Origin of the sequence: Synechococcus sp. 60AY4M2 (assembly GCF_002760375.1) — a bacterium.
Taxonomy (GTDB): Bacteria; Cyanobacteriota; Cyanobacteriia; order Thermostichales; family Thermostichaceae; genus Thermostichus.
Genome location: NZ_AUMZ01000001.1, coordinates 3066830 through 3090667, shown reverse-complemented (window position 1 = coordinate 3090667; position 23838 = coordinate 3066830). Strand labels below are relative to the sequence as shown.

The window sequence follows — 23838 nt, the reverse complement described above, 5'->3', positions numbered from 1 at the left end:
ATCCGACGTTCAAAATTCGCCGGCCAGGGCTGCCACACAGCGCTCGCACAGCTCTGGGTGTTCGGCAAACTCGCCCACCCGGGTGGAATAGTTCCAGCAGCGCACGCATTTTTTCCCCTCCGCTGGCTGAACGGCAACCTGTAGATCCTCCTCTCCAGGGCCGGCCTTGACCAACTCGACTTGGGAAGTGATAAACAGGTAGCGCAGCTCGGCTGCCCGCTCCTCCAGCAGGGCATGTAGGTGGGGATCCGCCACCTTGAGGATGAGTTTGGCCTCGGTGGAAGCGCCGATGACCTTGTCGGTGCGGGCCTGCTCCAGGGCCTTGTTCACCTCCTGCCGCACCGCCCGCAGCTTTTCCCAGGTGGCGGCCAACTGGGGATCCCGCCACTGCTCCGGCAGCCGCATCCAGCCCCCTTCGAACACCGAGCGGGTGGGCTTGGGGTAGGGCAGGTAGCTCCAGATCTCTTCGGCTAGGTGGGAGAGCACGGGGGCAATGGCCTTGGCCAAGTTCTCCAGCACCAGCGACAGCACCGTCTGGCACTGCCGCCGCCGCAGGCTGCGGGCGTGGCTGATGTAGAGGCGATCCTTGCCGATATCCAAGTAGAAATTGGAGAGATCCACCACACAGAAGTTTTGAACCGCTTGGAAAAAGCGGTAGAACTGGTAGTTTTCAAACGATTCGGTGATCTCCGCTCCCACCTCCTGCAGGCGGTGCAGGATGTAGCGATCCAACTCCGTCAACGCTTCAAAAGGAACAGCATCCTGCGCCGGGTTGAAGTCGTAGAGGTTGCTCAGCAAAAAGCGGGCCGTGTTGCGGATCTTGCGGTAGACATCCGCCATCTGCCCCAGAATGGTCTTGCCTATCGGCACATCGCCGGAGTAGTCGACGCTGGAGACCCACAGCCGCAGCACATCGGCCCCGTAGGCGGGATCCGTCTGCGGATTGCTGCCGCCGTTGATGAGCAGCAGGGGATCGATGACGTTGCCCAGGGACTTGCTCATCTTCTGGCCCTTTTCGTCCAGCACAAAGCCGTGGGTGAGCACCGCCTTGTAAGGGGCCTGGCCGTTGACGGCCACGGAAGTCAGCAAGCTGGACTGGAACCAACCCCGGTGCTGGTCGGAACCCTCCAGGTAGAGATCCACGGGGTAGCCCAACCCGCGCGCCTGGGCCACCGCCGCCCAGGAGGAGCCAGAGTCAAACCAGACATCCATGGTGTCTGTGCCCTTGCGGTAGGTGCGGCCATGGCGGCGGTACTGCTCCGGCAGCAGCTCTTCCACCGGGCGCTTCCACCAGGCGTCGGATCCCTCTTGGGCGAAGATGGCCTTGATGTGGTCGATAGTTTCGGCTGTGAGCAGCACCTCGCCGGTCTCCTCGTCGTAAAAGACGGGGATGGGCACGCCCCAGGCCCGCTGGCGGGAGATACACCAGTCGGAGCGCTCCTTGACCATGGCGGTGATGCGGTTTTCCCCTTCCGGCGGGATCCACTTCACGGTTTTGATGGCCTGCAGAGCCAGCTCCCGGAAGCCGGCTACAGAGGCAAACCACTGCTCGGTGGCCCGGAAGATGGTTGGTTCTTTGGTGCGCCAGTCGTAGGGGTATTTGTGGTTGTAGGGTTCTTCCTTGAGCAGGGCGCCGACAGCCCGCAAAGCCTTAATGACAGCTAGGTTGCCACTGGTTTCTGGTTCTTTGGAGAGCACATCTAGCCCGACAAACTGGGATCCGGCCTCGGCGGTGAATCTCCCCTGCTCATCCACAGGGCTGAGGATGGGCAGGCCGTATTTTTGGCCGGTCTTGAAGTCCTCTTCCCCATGCCCCGGCGCCGTGTGGACAATGCCGGTGCCGGACTCGGTGGTAACATAGTCCCCCAGCACACAGAGGCTGCTGCGGTCGAAGAGGGGGTGGCGTCCCTGGCAGTACTCCAGGGCGGATCCCGGCAGGGTGGCCTTGACCTCTAAGGGGGTCTCCAGGACTTTCTCCAGCCGCTGCCGCAAATCGGCGGCAATCAGTAGTAGGCCGAAGCGGGGAGACTCCACCACCGCATAGGTAAGCTTGGGATTGAAACAGAGAGCCAAGTTGGCCGGGATCGTCCACGGGGTAGTCGTCCAGATGGCCGCCCGCAGGCCTGGCAAGAAGGGCTCCAAAATCGGCTGCGCCGCCGGGCTGAGGCTCTGCAGAGGAAAAGCTACGTAGATGCTGGGGGAGATGTGGTTGTCGGGATATTCCAGCTCCGCTTCCGCCAGGGCTGTCTGGGAGCTGGGGCTCCAGTGGACGGGCTTGAGGCCGCGGTAGATGTAGCCTTTAAGGGCCATCTGGCCAAACACCTCGATCTGGGCCGCCTCGTACTCCGGCGATAGGGTCAGGTAGGGCCGATCCCAATCTCCCCATACCCCCAGCCGCTGAAAACTGGCCCGCTGCACGTTGACGTAGTGCAAGGCGTACTCTCTGGCCTTTTGCCGCAGTTGTAGGGGGGTGAGGCTCTGCCGCTCCTGGGGGGAGAGGCTTTGCAACACCTTCAGCTCGATGGGCAGACCGTGGCAATCCCAGCCGGGCACATAGCGCACCTTGCGCCCCTGCAGGAGGTGGTACTTGTTGATGATGTCCTTGAGGATCTTGTTGAGGGTGGTGCCCATGTGGATGTCGCCATTGGCATAGGGCGGCCCATCGTGCAGCACAAAGGGATCCCCAGGATTGTTCTCCGACAGACGCTGATAGATTTGCTCTTCCTGCCAAAAGGCTTGGATGGCGGGCTCCCTCTTGGCAGCCTCCGCCCGCATGGGAAACTGGGTTTGCGGCAGGTTGAGGGTACTTTTGTAGTCCACGGCAACTTGAGCAGGCTAAAGGGCGTCCTTCTATCCTACGCCGTTGCCTCGTTCTCAGTCTCCTTGGCCTGAGGGGAAGGGATCCGGCCCGCCACCTTGGTAAAGATTTGTGCTAGCCTCAGGATGTCGTTGAGTAAGGGAGGTTCCAGCGGATGCCAGATAGTAGTTGTTGTAAGGGTCGTCAAGTTGGGTTCAGCCGGCTGTGCGCCGGGGCTGTTCTCTAACGGCCTGAACTCAGATCCTTAGCTTGCTGAGGAGTCTTCGCGTTCTGGCTCGCTTGGAGTTCCTCCCGGCAGTCAGGTTCCAGTTGAAGGCCCGCTAGACCGCTCTCTCCTGGACCGCCTGTTTTGCCTGGGTGGTGGGGGAGAGCGGATAGTTTTTCTGCAAGTTTTCGACGACCGCCGGGGCTTGGAGTCGAGCAGAAATCTTCCGAGGGCTTCCAGACCTCTCAAATCTCAGCTTCGCCCAAAAGATCTCAACAACTACCCAGGTCAAGAGTCCTTAAGGGCTGTCGATCCCTCAGGGTTGAATGACGAGGCGCCGGCTTTCGACAACAAGGCCACTCTGGTTGACTAGCATCACCGAGAGCCAGCGGGCGCCAGCTTCTGGCGGCGCATCTGCCTGCAGGAAGAGCCCGCCCGCCTGCAGAGGTTCAAGGGCAAACGAAGTTAGATCTAAGTAGCCGGCCGCAGCCACGGGCTGCTCCTCGACGGCGCCCAACAGCAAAGATTGGGCGAGGGGCTCGGCCACAATGGCCTGCAGCGAGTAGGGGGATCCCGGCTTGACCACCTCCGGCAACCTGAAGGTGACGGTGGGGGGCGCCGAGCCGGAGGTGAGGGTGCTGGCCTCCCGCAGCACTTCCTGCTCCACCAACAGCAGTTGCTCCGGCTTGGCCGCATTCGGGCGGTAGCGGTTGCGCACCAGGGCAGAGGCCTGCACCTGAAACTCCCCCCGCGCTGAAGATTGGGATCCCTGCACTTGGCTGGCGATCTCGGCCACGATCTCAGGGCCTAGCCGCCGCCAAGAGAGAATTTCCGCTGCGTAGGTCAGCTGGGGATGGGCCTCCCACAGCTTGCGAATGGCCCTTTCCACCCCCTGCCGATCCAGGCCGTCGCGGTGGCGGAAGTCGGGGCTATAGCCGGCCATCACCTCCTCCAGATCCCGCCGGTTGGCGGCCTCTATTTGCTCTTGCAGCCACTTCACCAAGGGAGCCGGTGCCGGGGCGGAGACCTGTTTTTGGATCCCGCTTTCCAGAGGCAAGGGGGCAGCCTGGGCCGCTGCCTTGCTGGGCAAAGGGATCCCCCAGCTCAAAGTCAGAGCAAGGAACCCAAGCAGTTGGGAAAGGGTGGATTGGAAGCTCAAACTGGGGGCCTCCGGCGGCAAATCTGCCTTTCTTTAGTTTAGCTTGCTGAGGATCGAGGTTTTGAGGTTTGGCGTTGCCTCACTGGAGTGGGCCTGGGTTTATCCTGGGAGCTGGGTTCTCGGCGAGGTGTGCATGGCGTCCCACCACTCCCCTGCTTTCTTAGCTTTGGTCAACGAGGCCAAAAGCCGCATCCAAGAGCTGACAGTCGAGCAAGTCAGGCAGAAACAACTGCAAGGGGATCCCTTTTATTTGGTCGACGTGCGGGAAGAGTCGGAGTGGCAGGCCGGCCACATCGTCGGCGCCATTCACCTCAGCAAAGGCATTATCGAGCGGGACATCGAGAAGGTGATCCCAGACAAAGAAGCCGAGATTGTCCTCTATTGTGGCGGCGGCTTTCGTTCGGCGCTGGCAGCCGATAACCTGCAAAAGATGGGCTACCGCCGCGTGATCTCCATGGACGGCGGGATCCGCGCTTGGCGAGAGGCCGGCTTTCCCGAATCTCAGCCCTCACCCCCAGCCCCTCTCCCAGAGGGAGAGGGGAGTTAGAGCGGTGCGTTCGCAACCGCGTCGCCTAGCAATAACGCAGAAGCCCTTGGCTACTGCTTCGCAGTTGACCAGCGGCCTAGGTAGCCGGTTCCTCTCTTCCCATCTGCTTTCCCAAGGTAAAGAGAACTATATTGGTCTCTAAGGTCATCGGCCCAGATCTCCCTCTCATCCCCACCATGCTCCAAACCCTGCCCCGCCTGGATATTGCCACTCGTTTGCAGCAGTTGCGCCAGCTTTTGCAGGAACAAAATCTCGATGGCTTTTGGGTGCCCTCGGCTGATGAGCACCTCAATGAGTATTTGCTGGAATATCGCAAGCGGCGGCAGTGGATCACGGGCTTTACCGGCTCGGTGGGCGATGCCCTAATCAGCCAAGACCGCGCCTGGCTGTGGGTGGATCCCCGCTACCACGAGCAGGCGGAGCGGGAGGTGGATCCCAACCTGTTTACGGTGATCAAAGGCGGCCTGCCGGATCAGCCCAGCCTGATGGAGATCGTGGAAGAGCTGGGATCCGGCTTTCGCCTGGGGGTGGATCCTTTTACGGTGTCGGTGGCCACCTACCGCCAGTTGCAAGCCCACGCCCAAGCCGGAGGAGTGCTGCTGGTGCCGGTTAGCGAAAACCCACTGGACAAGCTGGCCAAGGAATCTAGCCAAGCCCTCTTGGAGCAACCCATCTACCCTGTCCCTGCCCAGCTCTGCGGAGCCCCCCCCAGCGACAAGCTGGCCCAGGTGCGCCAGGAGATGCGCCGCAAGCGGGTGGGACTGTTGCCCCTAACCAAACTGGATCAGGTAGCTTGGCTGTTTAACCTGCGCGGCTCCGACATTCCCTACAACCCGGTCTTCCGCGCCTATGCGCTAGTTGCCCTGGAGAGGGTTGCCCTGTTTACTGATCTGGAGCGCCTCACTCCCTCCGCAAAGCAAGTGCTGGCTGAGGCAGGGGTAGAGCTCTGGCCCTACGAGGCCTACCGGGAACAACTGCCCCAGTGGGCCGAGCGCTACGGGCCAGTGGGAGTAGATCCCAAGCAGACTACCCAGGGCACGCAAGAGCTGCTGCGGGGGGCAACCTGTCGCGAGTTGGATCACCCCGTGGATCTCCTCAAGGCGGTCAAAAACCCCACCGAGCTGGAGCAGATGCGCCTGGCCAACCGCAAAGCCAGCCGGGCCAAGATCCGCACCCTGGCCTGGATTGACCGGCAAATCCAAGCAGGGATCCCCATCAGCGAAGCCGATGTGGCCGCTGTTATGGAGGCCCACTACCGCGAGGAAGGGGATTGGGTGGGCCTGAGCTTCAACACCATTGCCGGGGCCGGCGCCAACAGCTCCATCGTCCACTACGGCACCCCCGATCCCCAGAAGTTCTTGCAGACAGGCGAGTTGTTTCTGTTGGATTCCGGATCCCACTACCTGGGGGGCACGACCGACGCTACCCGCACCCTCTGGATTGGCCCGCAACCGGCGGATCCCCTGTGCCGGCGGCGCTACACCGAGGTGCTCAAAGCCCACATTCACTGCGCCCGTCAGATCTTCCCCCCCGATACCTACGGCGTCTCCTTGGATGGCATTGCCCGTTCCAGCCTTTGGCAAGCGGGGCTGGACTACGGCCACGGTACCGGCCACGGTGTCGGCGCCTTTTTGAACGTCCACGAGGGGCCCAACGGGATCCACCGCCGCGCCAGCACCCCCCTCAAGGTAGGCATGATCACCAGTATCGAGCCGGGCTACTACCAGCCGGGCTGGGGTGGAATTCGCCTAGAGAACCTCTACGAAGTGATTGCAATTCCGGAGCCAGAGGGCTGGATGGGCTTTCGCTCCCTGACTTGGATCCCTTTCGATAGGCGGCTGATCGATTGGGATCTCTTGGACGAGGCACAGCGGGCTTGGCTTGAGGAGTATCACCGCCAGGTCTACGCCATTCACCACGCCACCTTGTCAGAACAAGATGCCGCCTGGTTAAAACGCGCCTGCGGCCTCGCCGAGTGAGACTGCCCCTGGCCAGCCCCTTCCCAGCTCGCTCAGGGCCCCAGAACCCCGACCGCCAGCGGCACCTCTAGCGACAAGGGATCCCGCCATGAACCCGACAACCCAACATCGGCTCATCCTCAAAATTGTGGCCGGCTCCGCCTGGGCCGATGGGCACCTAGAGCCGCAGGAGTTGGCCTATCTGAGATCCCTGCTGCGCCGCTATGGTTTGGAGCACGATGCCGAGCTGCGAGAGCTGATCCAAGAGCCCATTCCGATGGCGCAAACGGAGCGCTGGATGGCCGATTATCTCGCCCAGGCCACCGAAACCGAGCGCCTACAACTTCTGGGGGCAATCGGCAACCTGATGATGGCCGACAACGCCGTTTCTCCGGAAGAGCACGACCTTTTGGATGACTACTACACCCTAATGGCAGGGATCCCGCCTCGCCCAGAATCGGCACCCCATCTGGTGAAGGGCGTGGGGCAGTTTTTCCGGCGCCTGGTCAAGGCTGTAAGGGGGGACATTGCTTAATCAATTCTTAGCTGAAAAATAGGGTTCTCATAACCTGTACGAGGTGCAATCTACTTCTGGAATAGACATAAGTTTGGAAAAGTTAAAAACTTGCTCTGAATTCTATAATTCTATAAAACGGCTAGATTTCATGGATAAATAGAAGGGGCTGTGCTAGACTGAAGCCATCGCTGGGGACAGGGCTATGGCTGAGCGTTATAGACAGGTAGAGCGGGTTGGGTTTGGCTCGCGGCTGGCCAGTTCTTTTGTATCAGTGTTTGTTGAATTGTTTTGGGATCGTTCTGGCTTTTGTTTTGGAATGAGGGGCGGGTCAACCTTGCCCAAGTGGCAACTGGGGCCATTGAAATCAGTCCATTGGGCTCGCCCTCTGCGCCTCTTGGAAGCTTAGTATCGCTCACAGGCCCAATTACCAGCAATGAGCTTTTGGGCGATAATCTCTTCCTGCGGCCAGGGCCGTATATTGCCGTCAGGCGCAAGGCGGAAATGTATGCTTGGGAAGAGGAAAAAGAAACTCGCACTCAAGAGGAGTTTGGCGGATAGGAAGTCAGAGAGACAATCTATACTTACACCAAAGTCTGGACGGAAAACCCCGAAGATTCAAGCCGGTTTTATCGCAGCAGTGAGCACGTCAACCCACCGATGGCTTTTTCCAGCCAACTCTTTCGAGTCAGCCAGGCTCAAATTGGGAATTACCGAATTGGAATGCAAGATTTGCAGATCGAAACTCCCTACGCTGTTCCTCTGGAGCCCCAAACGTTGATCCTGGGGATCCCAGCTAGGGTGGAAGGCTCTTATGTTTTCAAGGGGCGGGGAACCCTGGCCAATCCACAAATTGGCGATATGCGAACTTCGTACACTGCCTTGTACAGCGGAACTCAAGTAACTGTCTTTGGTCGTTTGGCCACCCCTAACAGCCTAGAGAGCTACCTGGGGCCGCGCAGCATTCGATTTTATCGGCTATTTGCCAGCGATCGATTTGCAGCCATTGAGCGTCTTGCTGCCGAACACAATGCCCTGACTTGGATCCTGCGCTTTGTGGGATTCTTGATGATGTGGATCGGGGCCGACTCTTTCTTCGTCCCCCTTCATACGATGCTCAGCATCTTTCCTTTTCTAAGCGGCCTGGGGCGATCTATGACGAGAGTGGTCACCTTTTTCATAGCCTTGGTTTTAACAGGGACGACTATTTTAGTCTCATCGATAGTGCATAATCCGGTGGCGCTGCTCCTCTGTTTGGGTGTGGCGGGAGTTTTCATCCTCAACGTGCTGGGGCGACGTCCCAGACGGCAAGTGGCAGGTTTTTAAGAGTTCCTCTGCCGGCACAGCAAAGAGCTTGCAGCGCTGCTGCATCCATTCAAATATGGCTGCTCCGAAGAGCAGCGAAATAGCTTGTCTCGATTCCTCTTACTTTCCCCTCACCCCCAACTTCTCTCCCGAAGGACAAAAGGAGCTGGGGATCAAGGCAAACGGTTTCAACGCAATTTGGAGCGACCAACCTACTAATCCCCGAAGGTTAAGAGCCGCTTTGTGGCTGCCCTAGCAGATTCTTTTTCCTATATTGATCGTTGGCCCATGAGTTTGTACAGTTGCTCTCCGAGGATCTGGATGCCGCTGAGGATGCGCTCTTCCGGTTGGTAGCTGAAGGCGAGGCGCAGGGCGTGATCCCCTTGGCCATCAGCAAAGCAGTGGGTACCCGGCAAGAAAGTTACCCCCAGCGCTCGGGTGGCCGACAGCAAGGTGTTGGCACTCAGGGGAGGGGGCAGCTCGCACCAGATAAAGAATCCACCCCCAGGGGCCTCCACCTTGACTTCAGGGGGAAAACATTGAGCGATGGCCTCCAACATCAGGTGGCACTTTTCTCGGTAACGGCGGATCAAAAGCTGAATGTGGCTCTCTAGGCGGCCTTCCCCGCAGTATCGGGCCACCACCCGGCCCAAAAAAGGCCCCAGGGATCCCTCGCTGCGAAACATCTCCAAGCGGCGGATGATCTCGGGATGGCCACAGGCCCAGCCCACCCGCACCCCCGGCGCCACAATCTTGGAAAAGGTGCCCACGTGCAGAACCCAGCCCTCTTTATCCAGCGCGGCCAAACTGGGCAAGGGATCCCCGACAAAGCGCAGGTCGTAGTAGGCCTCGTCCTCCACCACCACCACGCCGTATTCAGCCGCCAACTGCAGCAGCTTCTGCCGCCGCGGCCAAGAGAGGGTGCAGCCCCTAGGGTTGTGAAAGGTGGGAATGGTGTAGATAAAGCGGGGTGGGATCCCTTGGCGGGCTAGCTCGCGCAACACCTCTTCCAGGCGATCCACCACCATGCCCTCCCCATCCACCGGGATCGAGATCAGACGCGCCCCTGCCGCCGCAAAACGGCTGACCGCCCCCATGAAGGTGGGCCCCTCCACGATCACCACATCCCCCGGCTCCACAAAGACCTGGGGCAAGAGGCCAAGGATCTGCCCAGAGCCATAGCCGATCAAGAGGTTTTCCGGCTGCGCCTCCACCCCTCTGGCCCGCATCAACTGCTGCACCACCTCGATCAACCCGGCAAAGGTGCCGCCGTAATTGAGGGCAGCATCCCCATCTTCCGCCAACACCTCCGCTGTCGCCCGCGCCAGGTCGGCCTTGGGAAACAACCGCGGATCCGCCAGGCCAAAGGTAAAACTGGTTACTACCGGCACCGCCCCAGCGATCTCCGCGCCAACAGGAGGCGGGATCACCGCCTGGGCCCGCCGGGCGAACAGGGTCTCTAAGAGGGGCCGCATCCGAATCTTCAAGGCAGGAGAAGAACTCAGGCCAACGCTTGCCACGATAACAAGAACGAGCTGGCTAAGAGCAGGGATCCCAAAAACTGTCGCCAGCCCCGGCAGGGGATCTCCGCCAAGACGCCACCGGCACTCAGGCACAAAAAGGGCAGGGCCACCAGGCCCCAACGGGCGCTTTGCTGCAACAGGTTCATCTGGGGATCCCAAAGCCAAGCTGCTAGCACCCCCATCCACAGGACATGGCCCAAACCAGCCAAGCTGAGCAGGGTTTGTTGGCGTTCCGCCCAGGGCCAACCCAGCCGCACCAAGGCCAGCCCCAAGGGCAACATCAAGGTGGCCAGAACAGCCAGGCCGCTTTGGCTGGTGAGCGAATAGGACACCGTCGCCGTAGGAAAGCGCTCTGTCCCGGTGAAGGGATCGGCGGGCAGCTCGACCCGCAGCAACCAGGAGAGGCCAATCACCAGCAGCAGCCAGAGTAGCCCTTGCAACCGCTGCCGCGGCCAGTGTTGGCTAGTCCATAGCGCCCCCCAGAGCAGGGCCAAGAGCCAAACTTTGTAGCTCAAGGCACAGGCCAGCGCCAAACCCCCCCAGCGCAGGCGGGATCCCGGTCCAACACCGCTGCTGACCAACAAGACCAGGCTGGCCAAGATCTCGTTGCCCGGCTCCAAACCCTGGGTCAGCACCCAGGGGCTGAGTCCCCACAGGCCAGCGCTCCAGAAATTGCCCCAGCTCCAGCACAACAGCAGGATTACCAGGCAGGCCAGGGCCGAGACAGCTCGCAGGATCCCTTCGGGGGGGATCCCGGTTCCCTCAGCCAGCCAGGGCAGTAGCCCGTTTGCAATTGAATGGTAGAGAGGCAGTTCCGCTTGGACAGGGGGCAGGGATCCCTCAGGGCCACTGATGGGCACAGCGCGCCACCACAGCATCTGAGCCGGTTGCCCCACAAAGCGGAGCCGCTGACCCAGCAGCAACCCGATCCCTCCCCACAGCAGCCAGTGGCTCACCCAACTGAGCCCGTCTGGGCGGTGGTGCCGACGTTTGTCCGCCCTGGACAGGCTCAGTTGAGGAAAAGAGGGACGAGACAGCCGTTTGCCCTGAGGAGGCATGGCGGGGGGAAACTTCATAGGGTAGGCCTAGTCAACTCTAGATCGCCCGTCAAGGGACACCCAGCCTCCTGCCAGCGACGAATGGCTTGGGCGGTCAGTCCTTCGGTGACGTCGCGGACAGGAACACCGGCGCCGGTAACCTGCAGGCGCACCAGTTGCCAGGGATCCCCAGGTGTAGCCCGCAGCACATAAGCTTCATAAGCCAGTTGCAGGGTTTCGCTGCGCCGACCGGCTAGGGGGTTATCCTCCCGCTCGGGCTGCTGGGGCAGAACCAAGCGGCGCTCCAGCGTGGTGAAATACAAGCGAAAGCCTTGGGAAGCCGAGGCGGCTGGGCTATCCGGCAGAAGCTGGGCCAGCTCCTCGGCAGAGAGGAGTTCGGCCTCTGGCCGGCCCACCAACACCACCTGAAAGTCTGAGCGGGCGCGGCTCAAGGCCAAATTGAGAAACAAGGGCAACTGCTCTGTCAGGGCTTCAGCCCAGGTTTGCGGATCGGCAGCACAAACTTCTCCTCTGGCTGCTGTGGCAGTAAGGCAGCACAACCCCAAAGCCGCCGACAAACCTATCCGCCACCCCCCTCGGGCGGGGTGGGGGAAAAGATACCCGCCCGCTTGTCTTCTTCGCCGGCTACACCAGCCTAGGAACGGCATTGCCCCAATCCTCAGCCGATCGCTTCCTCTACAGCTTGAAAGCGTTGCCAGGCCGAAACGGGATCCGCAGCCGCCGTGATGGGGCGGCCCACCACCAAATAATCGGCCCCCGCCCGCAGCGCTGCCGCGGGGGTGCAGACCCGCCGCTGGTCGTCCTCCGCTTCTGGATCCCCAAGGCGGATCCCTGGGGTTACCAGCAGCACCTCCGGCCCCAAAGCCTGCCGTAGCCGTCCCACTTCCTGGGGGGAGCAGACCAGCCCGCTCACGCCTTGATCCAGAGCTAGCCGCGCCAACTGCAACACATAGTCGCCGGGATCTCGTTCAACGCCCAACTCCTGCCGCACCTGGTCGGGGCCAAGGCTGGTGAGAAGAGTAACTGCCAACAGCCGGCAAGAACTGCCCTGGGTGGCGGCCACTGCTGCCCGCAACATGGCACTGCCGCCAGCGGCATGAACGGTGAGCAGATCCACCCCATAACCAACGGCCACCTGAGCGGCCCGCCCCACTGTGTGGGGAATGTCGTGCAGCTTTAAATCGAGAAAAATGCGCTTGCCCCGTTCCTTAAGGGCCTGCAAAATCTGAGGGCCAACAGCCGTAAACAGCTCCAGGCCCACCTTCCACCACAGCACCTGGGGCAGGCGATCCACCCACTTCAGGGCCTGCTCCCAAGAAGCGGTATCTAGAGCAACAATGAGGCGGCTACCCTGCATGGCGAAAGCCCTCAGGCCGGCTAACGCGAAGGGCTCCGCTCTCGCGGCTCATAGTGGGGGCAGCCTTCACAGGGGCCATAGGGGTTGACGGCACAGCGCAACTCCGGGGAAAGGGCATTGTAGCGACAGGTGGGATCCCCAATCCAGCCAGGCGGCGAAGCGACATAAGTATAAACAACTACACCCCCGAACCCCAGTGGGCTGACGAAGAAACGGCTGGTGCTGAAGGACTCCCCCCCAGCAGGGTTGAACGTTTCCTCATCGAGCTCTGAACCGGGCTGCGGCTCCTCCTCCAGGCTCCAGAAGGCTTCCCACTGCCGAAGGGTTTCTTGGAGAGGCGCGGCCAGGTGTTCCGCCAACTCCGTCAGGGCGGCTTCCAAAGCGGTGAGGCTTTCTTCCGCCGCCTGGGTGAAGGCTGCCACCCATTCCTCCAAGAGCTTCTCAAAATCCATGCAGCAGCAACCTGAGAGCTTTCTTTTCACCTTACCGCTTGCCTGGGCAAGCCGGCTAACTTCCCCCTTGACAAACGGCATCTACTAACTCTTGGTTGACCAAGGGAAACAGCTCCGCCAATTCTTCGGCAGATAGGTTGCCGGTACAAACATTGGCGCGGATATGCCACTCTGCCCACATCAGCGCCGAGGGAACGGTGGGATCCTGGCCTTGCTCGGAGCCGGAACCCTTTGCGGGCCCTGGAGCCAGGCGGCGTCCGGGCCCGATGTTCAGTTGCAGTACGTTGTCGCGGTTGATGCCCGTCAGAGAGGTCTGGGCAGGGGCTTCTCCGACAAAGGCAAAAGGGAAAGACAAAGCCACCCAAACCAACCCCCGAAGGGCAAGCCGGCAAAGCATGGGATCCCTCCCCCGCGAGATAGGGTTGAGTTTTGAGGGCAATTATAGCTGCTATTTTTGGCAGCTAGGATTTGTCAAAAGCCGCCTTTGGCAGGCCAATCGCCGACCACTGCACGCAACGACGGCCCTGGTCATCCTCTAAGGCCCCCTCGCGGCGATAGGAAAAGAAATCCTGAGGCTGGCCAAAGGTGCAATGAGGACTGATGGCGATGTGCTCCGGCGGGATCCCCTGAGCTTCGGCCTGGGCGCGGTTGATCCAGCGCAGATCCAGGCGCACCTTACCCGGCAGAGGATCTGGCCAGAGGGCAGGTTGTGGGTCTACCCCTGAAGGCAGCGACTGCAGCACCTGCTCGGCCACTTCCTGAGAAACCTGGTAGGCTGGCCCGGAGATGGCCGGCCCCAGGGCAATGCGGATTTGGCTGGCAGGGATCCCCCCCTGGAGAAAGGCCTGCAGCACCTTAGTCAGGATACCGGCAGCCGTCCCCCTCCAGCCGGCGTGAACTGCGGCCACCCAGTGGGGGCTGGCCACCAAAATGGGCACACAGTCGGCAGTGCAAACCCAGGCCGAGTCCCCTGGGCGACGGGCGATCACGGCATCTGCTTCGGGACGGGCGAAACTCCCTTCCCCGACGTGAGAACCTGAAGCCCTCCCCTGGGAGAAGACAACTGCATCCGCCCACGTCCAGCGACAGCCATGCACCTGGTGGCCCCACGCAGCTCGTTCTGGGAGGAGTTGCAACTGGTCGGCCATATCGGCTGGTTGATAGGGGGAAGCTTGACGACAGCCAAAAGCATGGGGCCACCCCGCCAGCAGTTGACACTGCAGCCAACGCCATCTCCCTGCCTCTTGCCAAACCCAGCCCCCGGAACCGCTCATCGGCCTGATGGGTGGAAAGGGGATCCCTGCCGTCGGGCGTGCAGGTGGCCTAGCCGCTCCTCCAGGCAGATGCGCAGCTCGACCGGGTTGAAGAGCATCGGCAAAAAGTGAATGCTCCGGCTTTCTCGGAAGAAAAACAAAATCGGCACCGGCCGCCAGAAGATCTGCCAGTCCTGCCACTCGCTGTAGGGGAACTCGCGGATGCGCCGGGAGCCGCTGTAGACCTGCAGCGCCGTGCGGGTAAAGGCCAGCCCGATCAGACAGGTCTGTACCAGCAAAAACAGGCCAAACAACCCCACTCCCAACCCTAGCCAAAACGAGAGCCACAACAGCGGCACCGCCAAAGCCAGCACTGCCAAGCTGAGGCGGAAGTCGGGGGTCAACAGATGGGCAGAGTGGGGTTTGATCACTTTTTGCTTCTCCTCCGCTTGCCAGCTCCATTTTACGCCGCTGCCACTACCTTTCTCCGGAGGGATCCCGCCTCTGGGTAAGTTGGGGGCATACCAAACAAGTTGTTTTGATGTATCCTGACAGAGCACACAGGAACGCGGCTTTTGATCATGGCCCTAACCGCATCTGACCCCAAAGCTCTCCCCAGCGGCGGCTCCCTGAGCTTTTTTGAGCGCTATCTCACCCTTTGGGTGGCCCTGTGTATTGTTGCCGGGATCCTCCTGGGGCGATGGTTTCCGGGCGTGGCCGAGGCTTTGGATGCCTTGAGCCTCTATCAGGTCTCCCTTCCCATTGCCGTCTGCCTGTTTTTCATGATGTATCCCATCATGGTGAAAATTGACTTCGGCCAGGCAGCCTATGCTTTGAAATCTCCCAAGCCAGTGCTGTTGACCCTGGCCGTGAACTGGCTGGTGAAGCCCTTTACCATGGTGGTGATCGCCCAGTTTTTTTTGGGGTGGCTGTTTGCCCCTTGGATAACCGGCACGGAAATCATCCGCGGCACAGAGATTAGCCTCAGCAGCTCCTACATTGCCGGGGCCATTTTGTTGGGCATTGCTCCTTGTACAGCCATGGTGCTGATGTGGGGCTATCTCAGCTATGGCAACCAGGGCCACACCCTGGTGATGGTGGCGGTGAACTCTTTAACCATGCTCTTCCTCTACGCACCGCTGGGCCGCTGGCTGCTGGCCATGAGCGATTTAACGGTGCCCTGGCAAACCATTTTGCTGTCGGTGGCCGTCTATGTGGGCCTACCGTTAGTTGCAGGAGCAGCCTCCCGCTATTGGATTCTCAAAACCAAGGGCCGGGAATGGTTTGAAAAAGCTTTTTTGCGCTACCTCAACCCCATTGCCATCGCCGCCTTGCTGGTGACGTTGGTGCTTCTTTTTGCTTTTAAAGGGGATCTCATTGTGGAAAATCCCTTCCACATTTTGTTGATCGCAGTGCCTCTTTTCGTTCAAACCAACCTCATTTTCGGCATCACCTATGTGGCAGCCCAGAAACTGGGCTTGTGCTATGAGGATGCGGCTCCGGCAGCTTTAATCGGCGCCAGCAACCACTTTGAGGTGGCGATTGCAACGGCGGTGGTGCTGTTTGGCTTGAACTCAGGGGCCGCCCTGGCCACCGTCGTAGGGGTGTTGATCGAGGTGCCGGTGATGTTGATGTTGGTGGAGATCTGCCGGCGTACCGCCTTTTATTTCCCCCGCCAGCCGGAAAAGGCCAGCTTGCCCGATCCCCGCTGCCTTAAAATTAGCCCCTGAGGGATCCCTTCAGCCCATGAACCTGCCCCCGGATCGCCAACGGGAACACCAGGCCAACGAGCGCACCTTTCTGGCTTGGCTGCGCACCTCTGTGGCTCTCATTGCCTTTGGTTTTGCCCTCACCCGCTTCAGCCTCTTTCTGCAGCAGATCGAAGCTTCCAGCTCCCCCGAGCAGCCCTCCCCGAGCCACGGCCTCTTGAGTACCCAGAACCTGGGCCTCCTGTTGGTGATCTTTGGGATCCTGACAATTGGCCTTTCAACCTGGCGCTACAACCAGGTGATGCGGCGAATCGAGGCGGGCAACTTTCGCCCCAGCCGTTTTCTCGTCTGGATCATGGCTGCGGTGGTGGCCCTGTTTGGGCTGCTGAGCCTTCCCCTGATGCTGCGCCGCCCCCGCCCTCAGGAGCCTTCCCGGCTCAGCCTGCCGGAGTGAAGGGCTGCCAGCGGCTGCAATTGCCGGGCTTGCTGCTTGAGCCGCTCGATCAACTGCCTGCACACCACCTCGCACAGCTCAAAGCAGATGGGATCGGCAATTTGGTAGTAGACGCTCACGCCCCTGGGCTCGCGGCTGACGATCCCTGCCTGCGCCAAGATCTTGAGATGTTTGGAAACGTTGGCCTGGCCCATGCCGGTGGCCTCTAAGATCTGGGTGACGTTCTTGGGTCCCGAGCGCAACTGACACAGGATCTGCAGCCGGCTGGGCTCCGCCAAAACCTTGAAGTACTCCGCTACGCTGGTCAGCACTTCCGGCGTCAGAGTCAACTGGCACTCGTCTTTGCCACCTTTCACGAGCTCGTCCCAATCCATAGCCTGTCTTGAGGGATGCGCTGGCTTGATTTTAACACTAAATAGTTATACAGTAGATCTAGAGGCCCGAATTGGATCGCGTTCGGGTTTTGCCAACAGACAGGAGGGCAGCATGCTATTTCGCCAACTGTTCGACACCGAGACGAGCACCTACACCTATTTAATCGCAGACCCAGACACCCGCGAGGCAGCTCTGGTGGATCCCGTTTTGGAGCAGGTGGAGCGGGACTTGAAGTTAATTCGAGAGCTGGGTCTGACCTTGAAGTACTGCTTGGAAACCCACGTCCACGCCGATCACATCACCGGCACTGGCAAGCTGCGCGAGCTGACCGGCTGCCAAGGGGTGGTGCCGGTTCAGGCCAAGGCGCAATGTGCGGATCGCTTTATCGGCCATGGGGAAACGCTGCAGGTGGGATCCATTGTCATCGAGGCCATCGCCACCCTGGGCCACACCGACAGCCACATGACCTATCGCGTCAATGGGGATCGCGTTCTTACCGGCGATGCCCTGCTCATTCGCGGCTGTGGGCGCACGGATTTCCAGAGCGGGGATCCCGGCCTGATGTATGACCATGTTACCCAGCACCTGTTTACCCTGCCGGACGAGACGTTGGTCTATCCCGGCCATGACTACCGGGGGCACACCGTCTCCACTATTGGCGAAGAGAAGCGCTGGAACCCCCGCTTTGTGGATCCGGAGACCGGAAATTTGCGTTCGCGGGAGAGCTTCATCGCCCTGATGAACAGCCTCAACCTACCTCAGCCCAAGAAGATTCAGGAGGCGGTGCCGGCCAACGAGCAGTGCGGCCAAGTGGCAGCAGCCGCGGTTTAGGGGGAGGCCGCAAGGCTTGGCGCTGGGTAGACTTCTCTCAGGCAGCCCGTCAGGAGGGTTGAGAGTGGAACCCCAAAATCTCTATGAGAGGGATTTCTATGCTTGGACGCAGCAACAAGCCCAACTGCTGCGGGAGCGGGCCTGGGAGAAGCTAGACCTGCCCCATTTGATTGAGGAGATGGAATCGTTGGGCAGGCAACAGCGGCAAGAGCTGCGCAACCGGCTAGGGGTTTTGGTGGGGCACCTTCTGAAATGGGAGTATCAGCCGCAGGCTAGATCTGTAAGCTGGCTTCTTACCCTACAGGTGCAGCGACAGGAAGTTCTGGATCTATTGGAAGAAAGCCCCAGCTTGAGGCCCTATTTGCCGGAGGCCATCTCCAAGTCTTACTTGAGGGCGCTGCAGCTGGCCCTGGAAGAGACAAAGCTGCCCAGAAAAACTTTTCCCAAGACCTGTCCTTATTCTCCCGAGCAAATCCTGGATAGCCAGTTTTACCCCGGCGAGCCCAGCAGGTTGCTTGAGGAAGAAGGTTAGTTACCCGGGGAGGAAACCAATGACTGTAGCCCGACAAAATCCTACGCCTTCCGCTCAGCAGGAACGGGATCCCCGTCTCAAGGAGATCGACGCCCTGACCTTAAAGCAGTGGCTGGATCAAGGGCGGGTACAGCTCATCGACGTGCGGGAGCCGGGAGAATATGCCGATGAGCGGATCCCAGGGGCGATCAACATGCCTCTGTCTAGCTTTGATCCGGCCAAGGTGCCCGCCTCGACGCCGGAAAAACCGGTGGTGTTGCAGTGCCGCATGGGCAGCCGCTCCATCCGCGCCGGCTGTCAGTTGCTGGAGTACGGCTGGCCGGAAGCGATGAGCCTAAAGGGCGGGATCGAAGCCTGGAAGGCCGCCAAGCTGCCCACCACCCGCACCCGCAACGCCCCCATCTCGCTGATGCGGCAGGTTCAAATTGCGGCGGGATCCCTGGTGGTGGCCGGCACCCTGCTGGGAGCTTTTGTCCATCCGGCCTGGCTGCTGCTGAGCGGCTTTGTGGGAGCCGGGCTGGTGTTTGCCGGGATCACCAACACCTGCGGCCTGGCGCTGCTGTTGGCCCGCATGCCCTGGAACCAAGGTCAGACGCTATGAGCAGCGAGATCCCGTCCGCCTCTTCTACAAAGCAGGGGATCTGGGCGCGCTACCTGCCCTTTGCCAAGGATTCCTTGTGGTGGCTTCGCTATCGGCGAGAGGATCTGCCGGGGGATCTCATTGCCGGACTGGTTACAGCCACTCTTCTAGTGCCCCAGAGCATGGCCTACGCGCTGCTGGCCGGGCTGCCTCCCCAGGCGGGCCTCTACGCCAGCATCCTGCCGGTGATCGCCTACGGCTTTCTGGGATCCAGCCGGGCTTTGTCGGTGGGGCCGGTGGCCATCATCTCCCTGCTGGTGGCCGCGGGCTTGGAGCCGCTGGCGGAGCCGGGCAGCCCGGAGTATGGCCGGCTGGCGCTGGGCTTGGCCCTGGAAGCGGGCTTGATCCAAGTAGGGGTAGGTCTGCTGCGCTTGGGGTTTCTGGCCAATTTCTTGAGCCACTCAGTGGTAACGGCCTTCGGCAGCGCGGCAGCCTTGATCATCGCCTTCAGCCAGCTCCGCCATCTGCTGGGGGTGAAGATCGCCAACACCGAGTCCTTCTGGCTGCTGCTGCAACGGCTCTGGCAGAGCTTGGAGGGAGTCAACTGGGCCACCCTGGGGCTGGGGCTGTTGGCCATCACCCTCTTGGTGTACGCCCAGCAGAAGCTCCCCGCTCAACTGCGCCGCTGGGGGATCCCACCCCTCTGGGGCCTACTTCTCACCAAGGGCGCGCCGCTGGGAGCCGTCTTCCTGACCACGCTGCTGGTGTGGGGGTTGAACCTCTCAGAGAGAGCGGGGGTGGCGGTGGTGGGATCCATTCCGGCTGGCCTGCCCTCCCTGGCCTTCCCTTGGCTGAGCTGGGCAGAGTGGAGAGCTTTGCTGCCCACAGCTTTGGCCATCAGCTTGGTGGGCTTTACGGAAAGCTATGCGGTGGGGCAGTCGCTGGCCAGCCAGCGGCGCCAGAAAGTGGATCCCAACCAGGATCTGGTGGCCCTGGGGGTGGCCAACCTGGCGGCAGCCGTGAGTGGTGGCTACCCGGTAACCGGTGGGATCAGCCGCTCGGTGGTTAACGCTCAGGCCGGGGCCAACAGCGGCCTGGCCTCGGTGGTCACGGGATCCCTGATAGCCCTGGCAGTGAGCTGGCTGATGCCCCTGTTTACCTTCCTGCCCCAGACGACCCTAGCAGCTATTGTGCTGGTGGCAGTGCTGGGACTGGTGGATTTTCACCCCTTGCTGCAGAGCTGGCGCTACGACCGCGGCGATGCCTTGGTTTGGCTGGTCACCTTTGCCAGCGTGTTGGGGATCGGGGTGGAGCCGGGGATTGGGCTGGGGGTGCTGGTTTCCATCCTGCTCTTTCTTTGGCGGGCCAGCCGTCCCCACATCGCCATTGTTGGCCAGGTGCCGGGCACCGAGCACTACCGCAACGTGCTGCGCCATGAGGTGATTACCGATCCGCGCATCTTGGCGGTGCGGGTGGATGAAAGCCTGTTTTTTGCCAACGCGGCCTACCTGCAGGAGTCCATCCTGCAGGAGGTAGCAGCGCGGCCAGCAGTGGAACAGGTGCTGCTGGTGGCCAGCGCCATTAACTTCGTCGACGGCAGCGCTTTGGAGGCCCTGGCCCAGTTGGTAGAACGTCTGCAGCAAATGGGGGTGGGCTTTGCCCTGGCCGAGGTGAAGGGGCCGGTGATGGATCGCCTCAAAAGGGCTGGGTTTGTGGAGAAAGTGGGCGCCGAGCGCTTCTTCTTGTCGACCCACCAGGCGATGCAGGTTCTCAAGTCTCAGACGAACTCTATGCCGGCAGCCGCTTCCGGATGAGCACAATCGGCGTTTGCTCTGCCGCATTGCCGGCTGGGTTCTTGCGCAGCGCCTGCTCCACCAGCTCCTCCTCCACGCCAGGGCTGGTTGCCAGAACGCTTACTTCGCCTAGATCGTTGGCATCGACAATGGCCACCTCGTAGCCGGTCTGGGCATGGAGCTCGGCCACCAGCTTGGCCGGATCCCGCGGCCCCAAGACGATGAACTGGTCGTAGGGGGGCAAAGTGCCGGTGACATCGTCGATCAAGGCCGCCTGCTCCCCCGCCAGGGCGTAGAAGGCTCCGCGGATCCCCAGCAATTTGGCCAGGGATCCGACGACAAAAGCCCCCAACACCCGCCAGGCCCCCGAACAGTCGATCAACGTCTGCATCCCATAGCAGCTTGAGAGACTGGTTTTGGAAGGGAAGAAGTAGCAGAGGGTGCGGGCCAGCCAGCCGGGCTGCACCTGCAGGGGATGGCGAAAGTTGCCCTGGACGATGGCCGCCGCGCTTTCCGAGATGGCCACAATATCGCCGGGCTGGATATGGGGGCCTACGTAGTGCCGCAGCACCTCGGCTAGGTCGTCGCTGGGGGTAAGCAGATGGGTGGGAACAGGAGCCCAACTCACCAGCCCCTGCTGCTGCCAGGCCAGCTCCGGCAAGGGCTCCACTTCCTGCAAGGGCAGGATCAGGTGGCTGGTCTTCAGGGTGCGCCGTTGCCGCCCGTACTGGATGTAGTCCAACTCCAGCCAGGCCGAGCGCAAATCTGCCAGCCCTTCCCCCTCTAGCTCGATCTCGACTTCTAAGCCGGTCTGGCTTTGGGGGGAGATGATGTAGGCCTGCCAGTAGTTGTCTGGGCGGGGGGGCAGATCCGGATGGCGGGAGCGCAGGCGGATCCTACTTTGGATCCCTTCGAGGGAGCCGGCGCTGAGCAGATGCAGCCGCGGCTGCACCTGGGCCAAGGTGACCTCAAAAAGGGGGTTGAGGTTGCGGGCCACAAACTCGGCCTGGATAAGCCAGCGATGAGGGCTGAGGCGGCTGAGGCGCCAGCTCTGGGGCTCCACCAGCAGACAGTCGGCGGGGCGGGTCTTCAGCCAGTACAGCAACGTCGCCACACTTAGGAGCAGCCCGGCCACCACCTGGATCCAGGCCGAGGGATCCCAAAGCCAGCGCCCGATCCCCCAGAGGCTCAAGACCATGCCAGCCAATACGCCAGCCACCACACCTCGGCTCACCATCCGAATGGTTGCCATTGGGATCCCACTCCTTAAACCCTGCTCAAGTCTGCCCCTTCCTTCAGGCCTGCACCCTAGACTACAGGTACGCTCCCCAGCCCTAGCCATCCTACCGGGAAACCGCCAGCACCCTGTAGCAGGATCCCTATCTACACCTTCATCTCAAACAGTTAGACTAAAAATAGATTGCACCCTAAGTTTTCTGCCGCATCCTTTGGAGGTTGCCCATGGCCCAAAAACAGCAGTTCAAGAGCTTTGACGACATGATCCAGGGATCCAAAACTCCCATTCTGGTGGACTTTTACGCTACCTGGTGTGGTCCCTGTCAGGTGATGGCTCAGGTGTTGGAGCAGGTGAAGCCGCAGGTGGGGGATGCTATTTCCTTCGTGAAGGTGGATATAGATAAATACCCCAACATTGCTGCCCGCTGGGGGATCTACGCTGTGCCGACTCTCATCCTGTTCAAAGACGGGAAGCCGGTTGACCGCATCGAGGGGCTGTTGCAGCCTCGCGCCCTGGTGGAGCGGTTGCGGGCGCAGATCGGCCTGCCGGTCAGCTAAGGGCAGATAGACCTTGAGGGCGTTTTGGCAGGAGCTTGAGGCGGGGCCGGTTCTCCAAGTTCACCAGGCGGGAGAGGTGCCCTACCGCAGGGCGTGGGCTTGGCAGCAAGTCAGGTTGGCCCAGATGATCCGCGATCCCCAGGTGCCAGATGGGCTTTTGTTGCTCACCCACCCGCCGGTCTACACCCTGGGGGCGGGGGCCGATCCCAAGTTTCTCAAAAGCCTGGCTGGACAGATAGGATCTCCAGACACTCAGCCAGAGTCCCCTGTTACTGAGGGGCCGGAGATCCTGCGGGTGGAGCGGGGCGGCGAAGTGACCTACCACGGGCCGGGCCAGTGGGTGGGTTATGCCCTGCTCAACCTAAAGCGCCATAGGACTGTCTACGGCTCCCACGGCCAGCCGGATCTGCATCGCTACCTGCGCCACCTAGAAGAGGTGCTCATCCAGACTGTGGCCCACTTCGGCCTGCAGGGGGAGCGGATCCCTGGCCTAACAGGGGTTTGGGTGCAAGGCCACAAGGTGGCGGCCATCGGCATCAAGGTCTCCCGCTGGGTGACCTACCACGGCTTTGCCCTCAACGTCTGCCCGGATCTAGCTGCCTTCGAGGCCATCGTGCCCTGTGGGATCCCTGATCGCCCGGTGGGATCCCTGGTTCAGTTTTGTCCCCGAGTAACGATGGCGGCAGTGGCCCCGGTGGTGGTGAAGTCCTTTTGTCAGGTCTTTGGGCTGCAAGCTCAGGAAGTTTCCTTATCAGAGTGGTTGGGAGAACGCAAGTCTCTAAAGACTCAAGGCTAATCCACCCCCAACTGGCGCAGCAGTTGCTGCAGGATGGCCTGGTTGGCAAAGTTGCCACTCTTGGAAAAGAGAGCCAAGGCCTGGCGAAAGTCGGCCATGGCGGCTTCTCGATCCCCCAGTTGCAGGTGGGCCACGCCGCGGCTGAAGTAGGCTTCTGGAATTCGCGGATCCAACTGAATGGCCCGCTCCGCATCGGCCAGAGCTTCTTCCGGCTGGCGCAACTGGTTGTAGACGTAGCTGCGGTTCACATAGGCCGGAGCATAGCTGGGATCCAACTGCACCGCCCGATCCAGATCCGCCAGGGCAGCTACGGGATCCCCCCGCAGCAACTTGAGGGATCCCTGCCAGTTGAACTCGGAAGCGGTGTTTGGGGCCGAGGTCTTCTCAGGAGGAGGTGGGAAGGCAGGCAAAGAGATGGCAGGGGCAGGAGCGAGGAATGCTGCCAAGAAACCTATCAGAGCTATCCTTCCCCATCGACACTTGATTGTGCTCCGCACCGCTAATGACGTCCTGATACATTCACGCTGAACTCTCCTGAACATGGTTCAGGAAAGAAGCGATCGCATCCTGCCTATCTCTGAGCAGGAAGGCGGTATCCCGCAAAGCCCTGAGGAATACCCCCCGAGCGCTTTCCCCCTTCACTTCCCGGCAACCGTTGCGGTGGACTCAAGGATCAGGGGGAAACTTGGTCTACTATATCCCTCTCAATGACTTTTGCCAAACCGCCTAAAGCTCAGTAAATTCAGCAAAGTTCAGGGTTTTGGGGGTTAGAGGCATGCTCTCACCGCAAGGCGGCGATCCTTCGCCCGTGGGATCTCGGAGAGA

25 protein-coding genes are annotated in these 23838 nt (G+C 60.9%); 12 read left to right on the top strand and 13 right to left on the bottom strand.

The features are described from left to right. Positions 1-9: 9 nt before the first annotated feature. Positions 10-2775 (bottom strand): isoleucine--tRNA ligase, encoded by a 2766-nt coding sequence (gene ileS / locus SYN60AY4M2_RS13540; protein WP_240527900.1) that lies wholly within the window; start codon positions 2773-2775, stop codon positions 10-12. Positions 2776-3339: 564 nt separating this feature from the next. Further along, positions 3340-4113, bottom strand: coding sequence for a nuclear transport factor 2 family protein (locus SYN60AY4M2_RS13535; RefSeq protein ID WP_240527866.1), 774 nt, complete (start codon positions 4111-4113; stop codon positions 3340-3342). Positions 4114-4315: 202 nt separating this feature from the next. Between SYN60AY4M2_RS13535 and SYN60AY4M2_RS13530 the strand changes: the two genes are divergently transcribed. The 4 genes from SYN60AY4M2_RS13530 (at position 4316) to SYN60AY4M2_RS13510 (ending at position 8527) form a co-directional block, all read left to right on the top strand. Then, complete coding sequence (locus SYN60AY4M2_RS13530; RefSeq protein ID WP_099813392.1) at positions 4316-4729, top strand: rhodanese-like domain-containing protein; 414 nt, start codon at positions 4316-4318, stop codon at positions 4727-4729. A gap of 131 nt (positions 4730-4860) precedes the next feature. Next, on the top strand, positions 4861-6708 hold the full coding sequence (locus tag SYN60AY4M2_RS13525; protein ID WP_240527865.1) for an aminopeptidase P family protein: 1848 nt from the start codon (positions 4861-4863) through the stop codon (positions 6706-6708). Positions 6709-6796: 88 nt separating this feature from the next. Beyond that, the gene (locus SYN60AY4M2_RS13520; RefSeq protein ID WP_011430539.1) at positions 6797-7222 is read left to right on the top strand and encodes a TerB family tellurite resistance protein; all 426 of its coding nucleotides are present in this window, start codon (positions 6797-6799) and stop codon (positions 7220-7222) included. Between the two features lie 555 nt (positions 7223-7777). Beyond that, the gene (locus tag SYN60AY4M2_RS13510; RefSeq protein WP_099813152.1) at positions 7778-8527 is read left to right on the top strand and encodes a TMEM43 family protein; all 750 of its coding nucleotides are present in this window, start codon (positions 7778-7780) and stop codon (positions 8525-8527) included. Positions 8528-8775: 248 nt separating this feature from the next. Here the strand turns inward: SYN60AY4M2_RS13510 and SYN60AY4M2_RS13505 are convergent, their stop codons facing one another. The 8 genes from SYN60AY4M2_RS13505 to SYN60AY4M2_RS13470 all read right to left on the bottom strand — a co-directional run bounded on the left by SYN60AY4M2_RS13505 (position 8776) and on the right by SYN60AY4M2_RS13470 (position 14580). Continuing rightward, positions 8776-9981, bottom strand: a complete 1206-nt coding sequence (locus tag SYN60AY4M2_RS13505) for a PLP-dependent aminotransferase family protein (protein WP_099813151.1) — start codon at positions 9979-9981, stop codon at positions 8776-8778. A gap of 26 nt (positions 9982-10007) precedes the next feature. After that, complete coding sequence (locus SYN60AY4M2_RS13500; RefSeq protein ID WP_240527864.1) at positions 10008-11105, bottom strand: hypothetical protein; 1098 nt, start codon at positions 11103-11105, stop codon at positions 10008-10010. Next, entirely contained in the window at positions 11102-11644 is a 543-nt protein-coding gene (locus tag SYN60AY4M2_RS13495; RefSeq protein WP_187147154.1) for a hypothetical protein, read from the bottom strand. The genes SYN60AY4M2_RS13500 and SYN60AY4M2_RS13495 overlap by 4 nt, the downstream gene beginning before the upstream one ends. A gap of 101 nt (positions 11645-11745) precedes the next feature. After that, entirely contained in the window at positions 11746-12444 is a 699-nt protein-coding gene (pyrF, locus tag SYN60AY4M2_RS13490; protein WP_011430543.1) for an orotidine-5'-phosphate decarboxylase, read from the bottom strand. Between the two features lie 20 nt (positions 12445-12464). Next, positions 12465-12896, bottom strand: a complete 432-nt coding sequence (locus SYN60AY4M2_RS13485) for a DUF6464 family protein (protein ID WP_240527863.1) — start codon at positions 12894-12896, stop codon at positions 12465-12467. 55 nt (positions 12897-12951) lie between these two features. Continuing rightward, on the bottom strand, positions 12952-13293 hold the full coding sequence (locus tag SYN60AY4M2_RS13480; protein ID WP_011430545.1) for a hypothetical protein: 342 nt from the start codon (positions 13291-13293) through the stop codon (positions 12952-12954). Positions 13294-13357: 64 nt separating this feature from the next. Beyond that, the gene (gene pgeF, locus SYN60AY4M2_RS13475; RefSeq protein WP_011430546.1) at positions 13358-14170 is read right to left on the bottom strand and encodes a peptidoglycan editing factor PgeF; all 813 of its coding nucleotides are present in this window, start codon (positions 14168-14170) and stop codon (positions 13358-13360) included. Then, on the bottom strand, positions 14167-14580 hold the full coding sequence (locus tag SYN60AY4M2_RS13470) for a DUF3119 family protein (protein ID WP_011430547.1): 414 nt from the start codon (positions 14578-14580) through the stop codon (positions 14167-14169). The genes pgeF and SYN60AY4M2_RS13470 overlap by 4 nt, the downstream gene beginning before the upstream one ends. 150 nt (positions 14581-14730) lie before the next feature. Here SYN60AY4M2_RS13470 and arsB point away from each other — a divergent pair, with 150 nt between their 5' ends. Beyond that, positions 14731-15879, top strand: a complete 1149-nt coding sequence (arsB, locus tag SYN60AY4M2_RS13465) for an ACR3 family arsenite efflux transporter (RefSeq protein ID WP_099813388.1) — start codon at positions 14731-14733, stop codon at positions 15877-15879. A gap of 16 nt (positions 15880-15895) precedes the next feature. Further along, the gene (locus SYN60AY4M2_RS13460; RefSeq protein ID WP_099813149.1) at positions 15896-16312 is read left to right on the top strand and encodes a DUF202 domain-containing protein; all 417 of its coding nucleotides are present in this window, start codon (positions 15896-15898) and stop codon (positions 16310-16312) included. Here SYN60AY4M2_RS13460 and SYN60AY4M2_RS13455 read toward each other — a convergent pair. Continuing rightward, positions 16279-16686, bottom strand: coding sequence for a metalloregulator ArsR/SmtB family transcription factor (locus SYN60AY4M2_RS13455; protein ID WP_206336922.1), 408 nt, complete (start codon positions 16684-16686; stop codon positions 16279-16281). The genes SYN60AY4M2_RS13460 and SYN60AY4M2_RS13455 overlap by 34 nt on opposite strands. Positions 16687-16798: 112 nt before the next feature. Between SYN60AY4M2_RS13455 and SYN60AY4M2_RS13450 the strand changes: the two genes are divergently transcribed. The 4 genes from SYN60AY4M2_RS13450 (at position 16799) to sulP (ending at position 20444) form a co-directional block, all read left to right on the top strand. Then, positions 16799-17518 carry an MBL fold metallo-hydrolase gene (locus SYN60AY4M2_RS13450; RefSeq protein WP_099813148.1) on the top strand — a complete coding sequence of 240 codons (720 nt, stop codon included), beginning with the start codon at positions 16799-16801 and terminating at the stop codon, positions 17516-17518. Positions 17519-17582: 64 nt separating this feature from the next. Further along, on the top strand, positions 17583-18050 hold the full coding sequence (locus SYN60AY4M2_RS13445; protein ID WP_099813147.1) for a DUF29 domain-containing protein: 468 nt from the start codon (positions 17583-17585) through the stop codon (positions 18048-18050). A gap of 19 nt (positions 18051-18069) precedes the next feature. Beyond that, a complete protein-coding gene (locus SYN60AY4M2_RS13440) occupies positions 18070-18651 on the top strand; it encodes a rhodanese-like domain-containing protein (protein ID WP_099813146.1) in 582 nt (193 codons plus the stop codon). Further along, complete coding sequence (sulP, locus tag SYN60AY4M2_RS13435; RefSeq protein ID WP_099813145.1) at positions 18648-20444, top strand: sulfate permease; 1797 nt, start codon at positions 18648-18650, stop codon at positions 20442-20444. The genes SYN60AY4M2_RS13440 and sulP overlap by 4 nt, the downstream gene beginning before the upstream one ends. Here sulP and SYN60AY4M2_RS13430 read toward each other — a convergent pair. Beyond that, positions 20419-21675 carry a coenzyme F420-0:L-glutamate ligase gene (locus SYN60AY4M2_RS13430; RefSeq protein ID WP_240527862.1) on the bottom strand — a complete coding sequence of 419 codons (1257 nt, stop codon included), beginning with the start codon at positions 21673-21675 and terminating at the stop codon, positions 20419-20421. The genes sulP and SYN60AY4M2_RS13430 overlap by 26 nt on opposite strands. Before the next feature lie 209 nt (positions 21676-21884). On the opposite strand from SYN60AY4M2_RS13430, the gene trxA reads away from it, so the two are divergent. Together trxA and lipB are read left to right on the top strand one after the other, a co-directional pair. Then, on the top strand, positions 21885-22217 hold the full coding sequence (gene trxA / locus SYN60AY4M2_RS13425) for a thioredoxin (protein ID WP_011430556.1): 333 nt from the start codon (positions 21885-21887) through the stop codon (positions 22215-22217). A 13-nt stretch (positions 22218-22230) separates the two neighbouring features. Then, a complete protein-coding gene (lipB, locus tag SYN60AY4M2_RS13420; protein WP_099813144.1) occupies positions 22231-23013 on the top strand; it encodes a lipoyl(octanoyl) transferase LipB in 783 nt (260 codons plus the stop codon). On the opposite strand, the gene SYN60AY4M2_RS13415 is transcribed toward lipB, so the two are convergent. Next, positions 23010-23459 (bottom strand): tetratricopeptide repeat protein, encoded by a 450-nt coding sequence (locus SYN60AY4M2_RS13415; RefSeq protein WP_168173345.1) that lies wholly within the window; start codon positions 23457-23459, stop codon positions 23010-23012. The two genes, lipB and SYN60AY4M2_RS13415, sit on opposite strands and share 4 nt — an antisense overlap. Positions 23460-23838: the final 379 nt, after the last annotated feature.

What these genes read in the sequence shown, in the direction of transcription:
- ileS (WP_240527900.1), bottom strand. Translation starts at nt 2,775, where the DNA reads ATGCGGGCGGAGGCTGCCAAGAGGGAGCCCGCCATCCAAGCCTTTTGG.
- SYN60AY4M2_RS13530 (WP_099813392.1), top strand. Translation starts at nt 4,316, where the DNA reads ATGGCGTCCCACCACTCCCCTGCTTTCTTAGCTTTGGTCAACGAGGCC.
- SYN60AY4M2_RS13520 (WP_011430539.1), top strand. Translation starts at nt 6,797, where the DNA reads ATGAACCCGACAACCCAACATCGGCTCATCCTCAAAATTGTGGCCGGC.
- SYN60AY4M2_RS13505 (WP_099813151.1), bottom strand. Translation starts at nt 9,981, where the DNA reads ATGCGGCCCCTCTTAGAGACCCTGTTCGCCCGGCGGGCCCAGGCGGTG.
- SYN60AY4M2_RS13500 (WP_240527864.1), bottom strand. Translation starts at nt 11,105, where the DNA reads ATGAAGTTTCCCCCCGCCATGCCTCCTCAGGGCAAACGGCTGTCTCGT.
- pyrF (WP_011430543.1), bottom strand. Translation starts at nt 12,444, where the DNA reads ATGCAGGGTAGCCGCCTCATTGTTGCTCTAGATACCGCTTCTTGGGAG.
- SYN60AY4M2_RS13485 (WP_240527863.1), bottom strand. Translation starts at nt 12,896, where the DNA reads ATGGATTTTGAGAAGCTCTTGGAGGAATGGGTGGCAGCCTTCACCCAG.
- SYN60AY4M2_RS13480 (WP_011430545.1), bottom strand. Translation starts at nt 13,293, where the DNA reads ATGCTTTGCCGGCTTGCCCTTCGGGGGTTGGTTTGGGTGGCTTTGTCT.
- pgeF (WP_011430546.1), bottom strand. Translation starts at nt 14,170, where the DNA reads ATGAGCGGTTCCGGGGGCTGGGTTTGGCAAGAGGCAGGGAGATGGCGT.
- arsB (WP_099813388.1), top strand. Translation starts at nt 14,731, where the DNA reads ATGGCCCTAACCGCATCTGACCCCAAAGCTCTCCCCAGCGGCGGCTCC.
- SYN60AY4M2_RS13460 (WP_099813149.1), top strand. Translation starts at nt 15,896, where the DNA reads ATGAACCTGCCCCCGGATCGCCAACGGGAACACCAGGCCAACGAGCGC.
- SYN60AY4M2_RS13455 (WP_206336922.1), bottom strand. Translation starts at nt 16,686, where the DNA reads ATGGATTGGGACGAGCTCGTGAAAGGTGGCAAAGACGAGTGCCAGTTG.
- SYN60AY4M2_RS13450 (WP_099813148.1), top strand. Translation starts at nt 16,799, where the DNA reads ATGCTATTTCGCCAACTGTTCGACACCGAGACGAGCACCTACACCTAT.
- SYN60AY4M2_RS13440 (WP_099813146.1), top strand. Translation starts at nt 18,070, where the DNA reads ATGACTGTAGCCCGACAAAATCCTACGCCTTCCGCTCAGCAGGAACGG.
- sulP (WP_099813145.1), top strand. Translation starts at nt 18,648, where the DNA reads ATGAGCAGCGAGATCCCGTCCGCCTCTTCTACAAAGCAGGGGATCTGG.
- SYN60AY4M2_RS13430 (WP_240527862.1), bottom strand. Translation starts at nt 21,675, where the DNA reads ATGGCAACCATTCGGATGGTGAGCCGAGGTGTGGTGGCTGGCGTATTG.
- trxA (WP_011430556.1), top strand. Translation starts at nt 21,885, where the DNA reads ATGGCCCAAAAACAGCAGTTCAAGAGCTTTGACGACATGATCCAGGGA.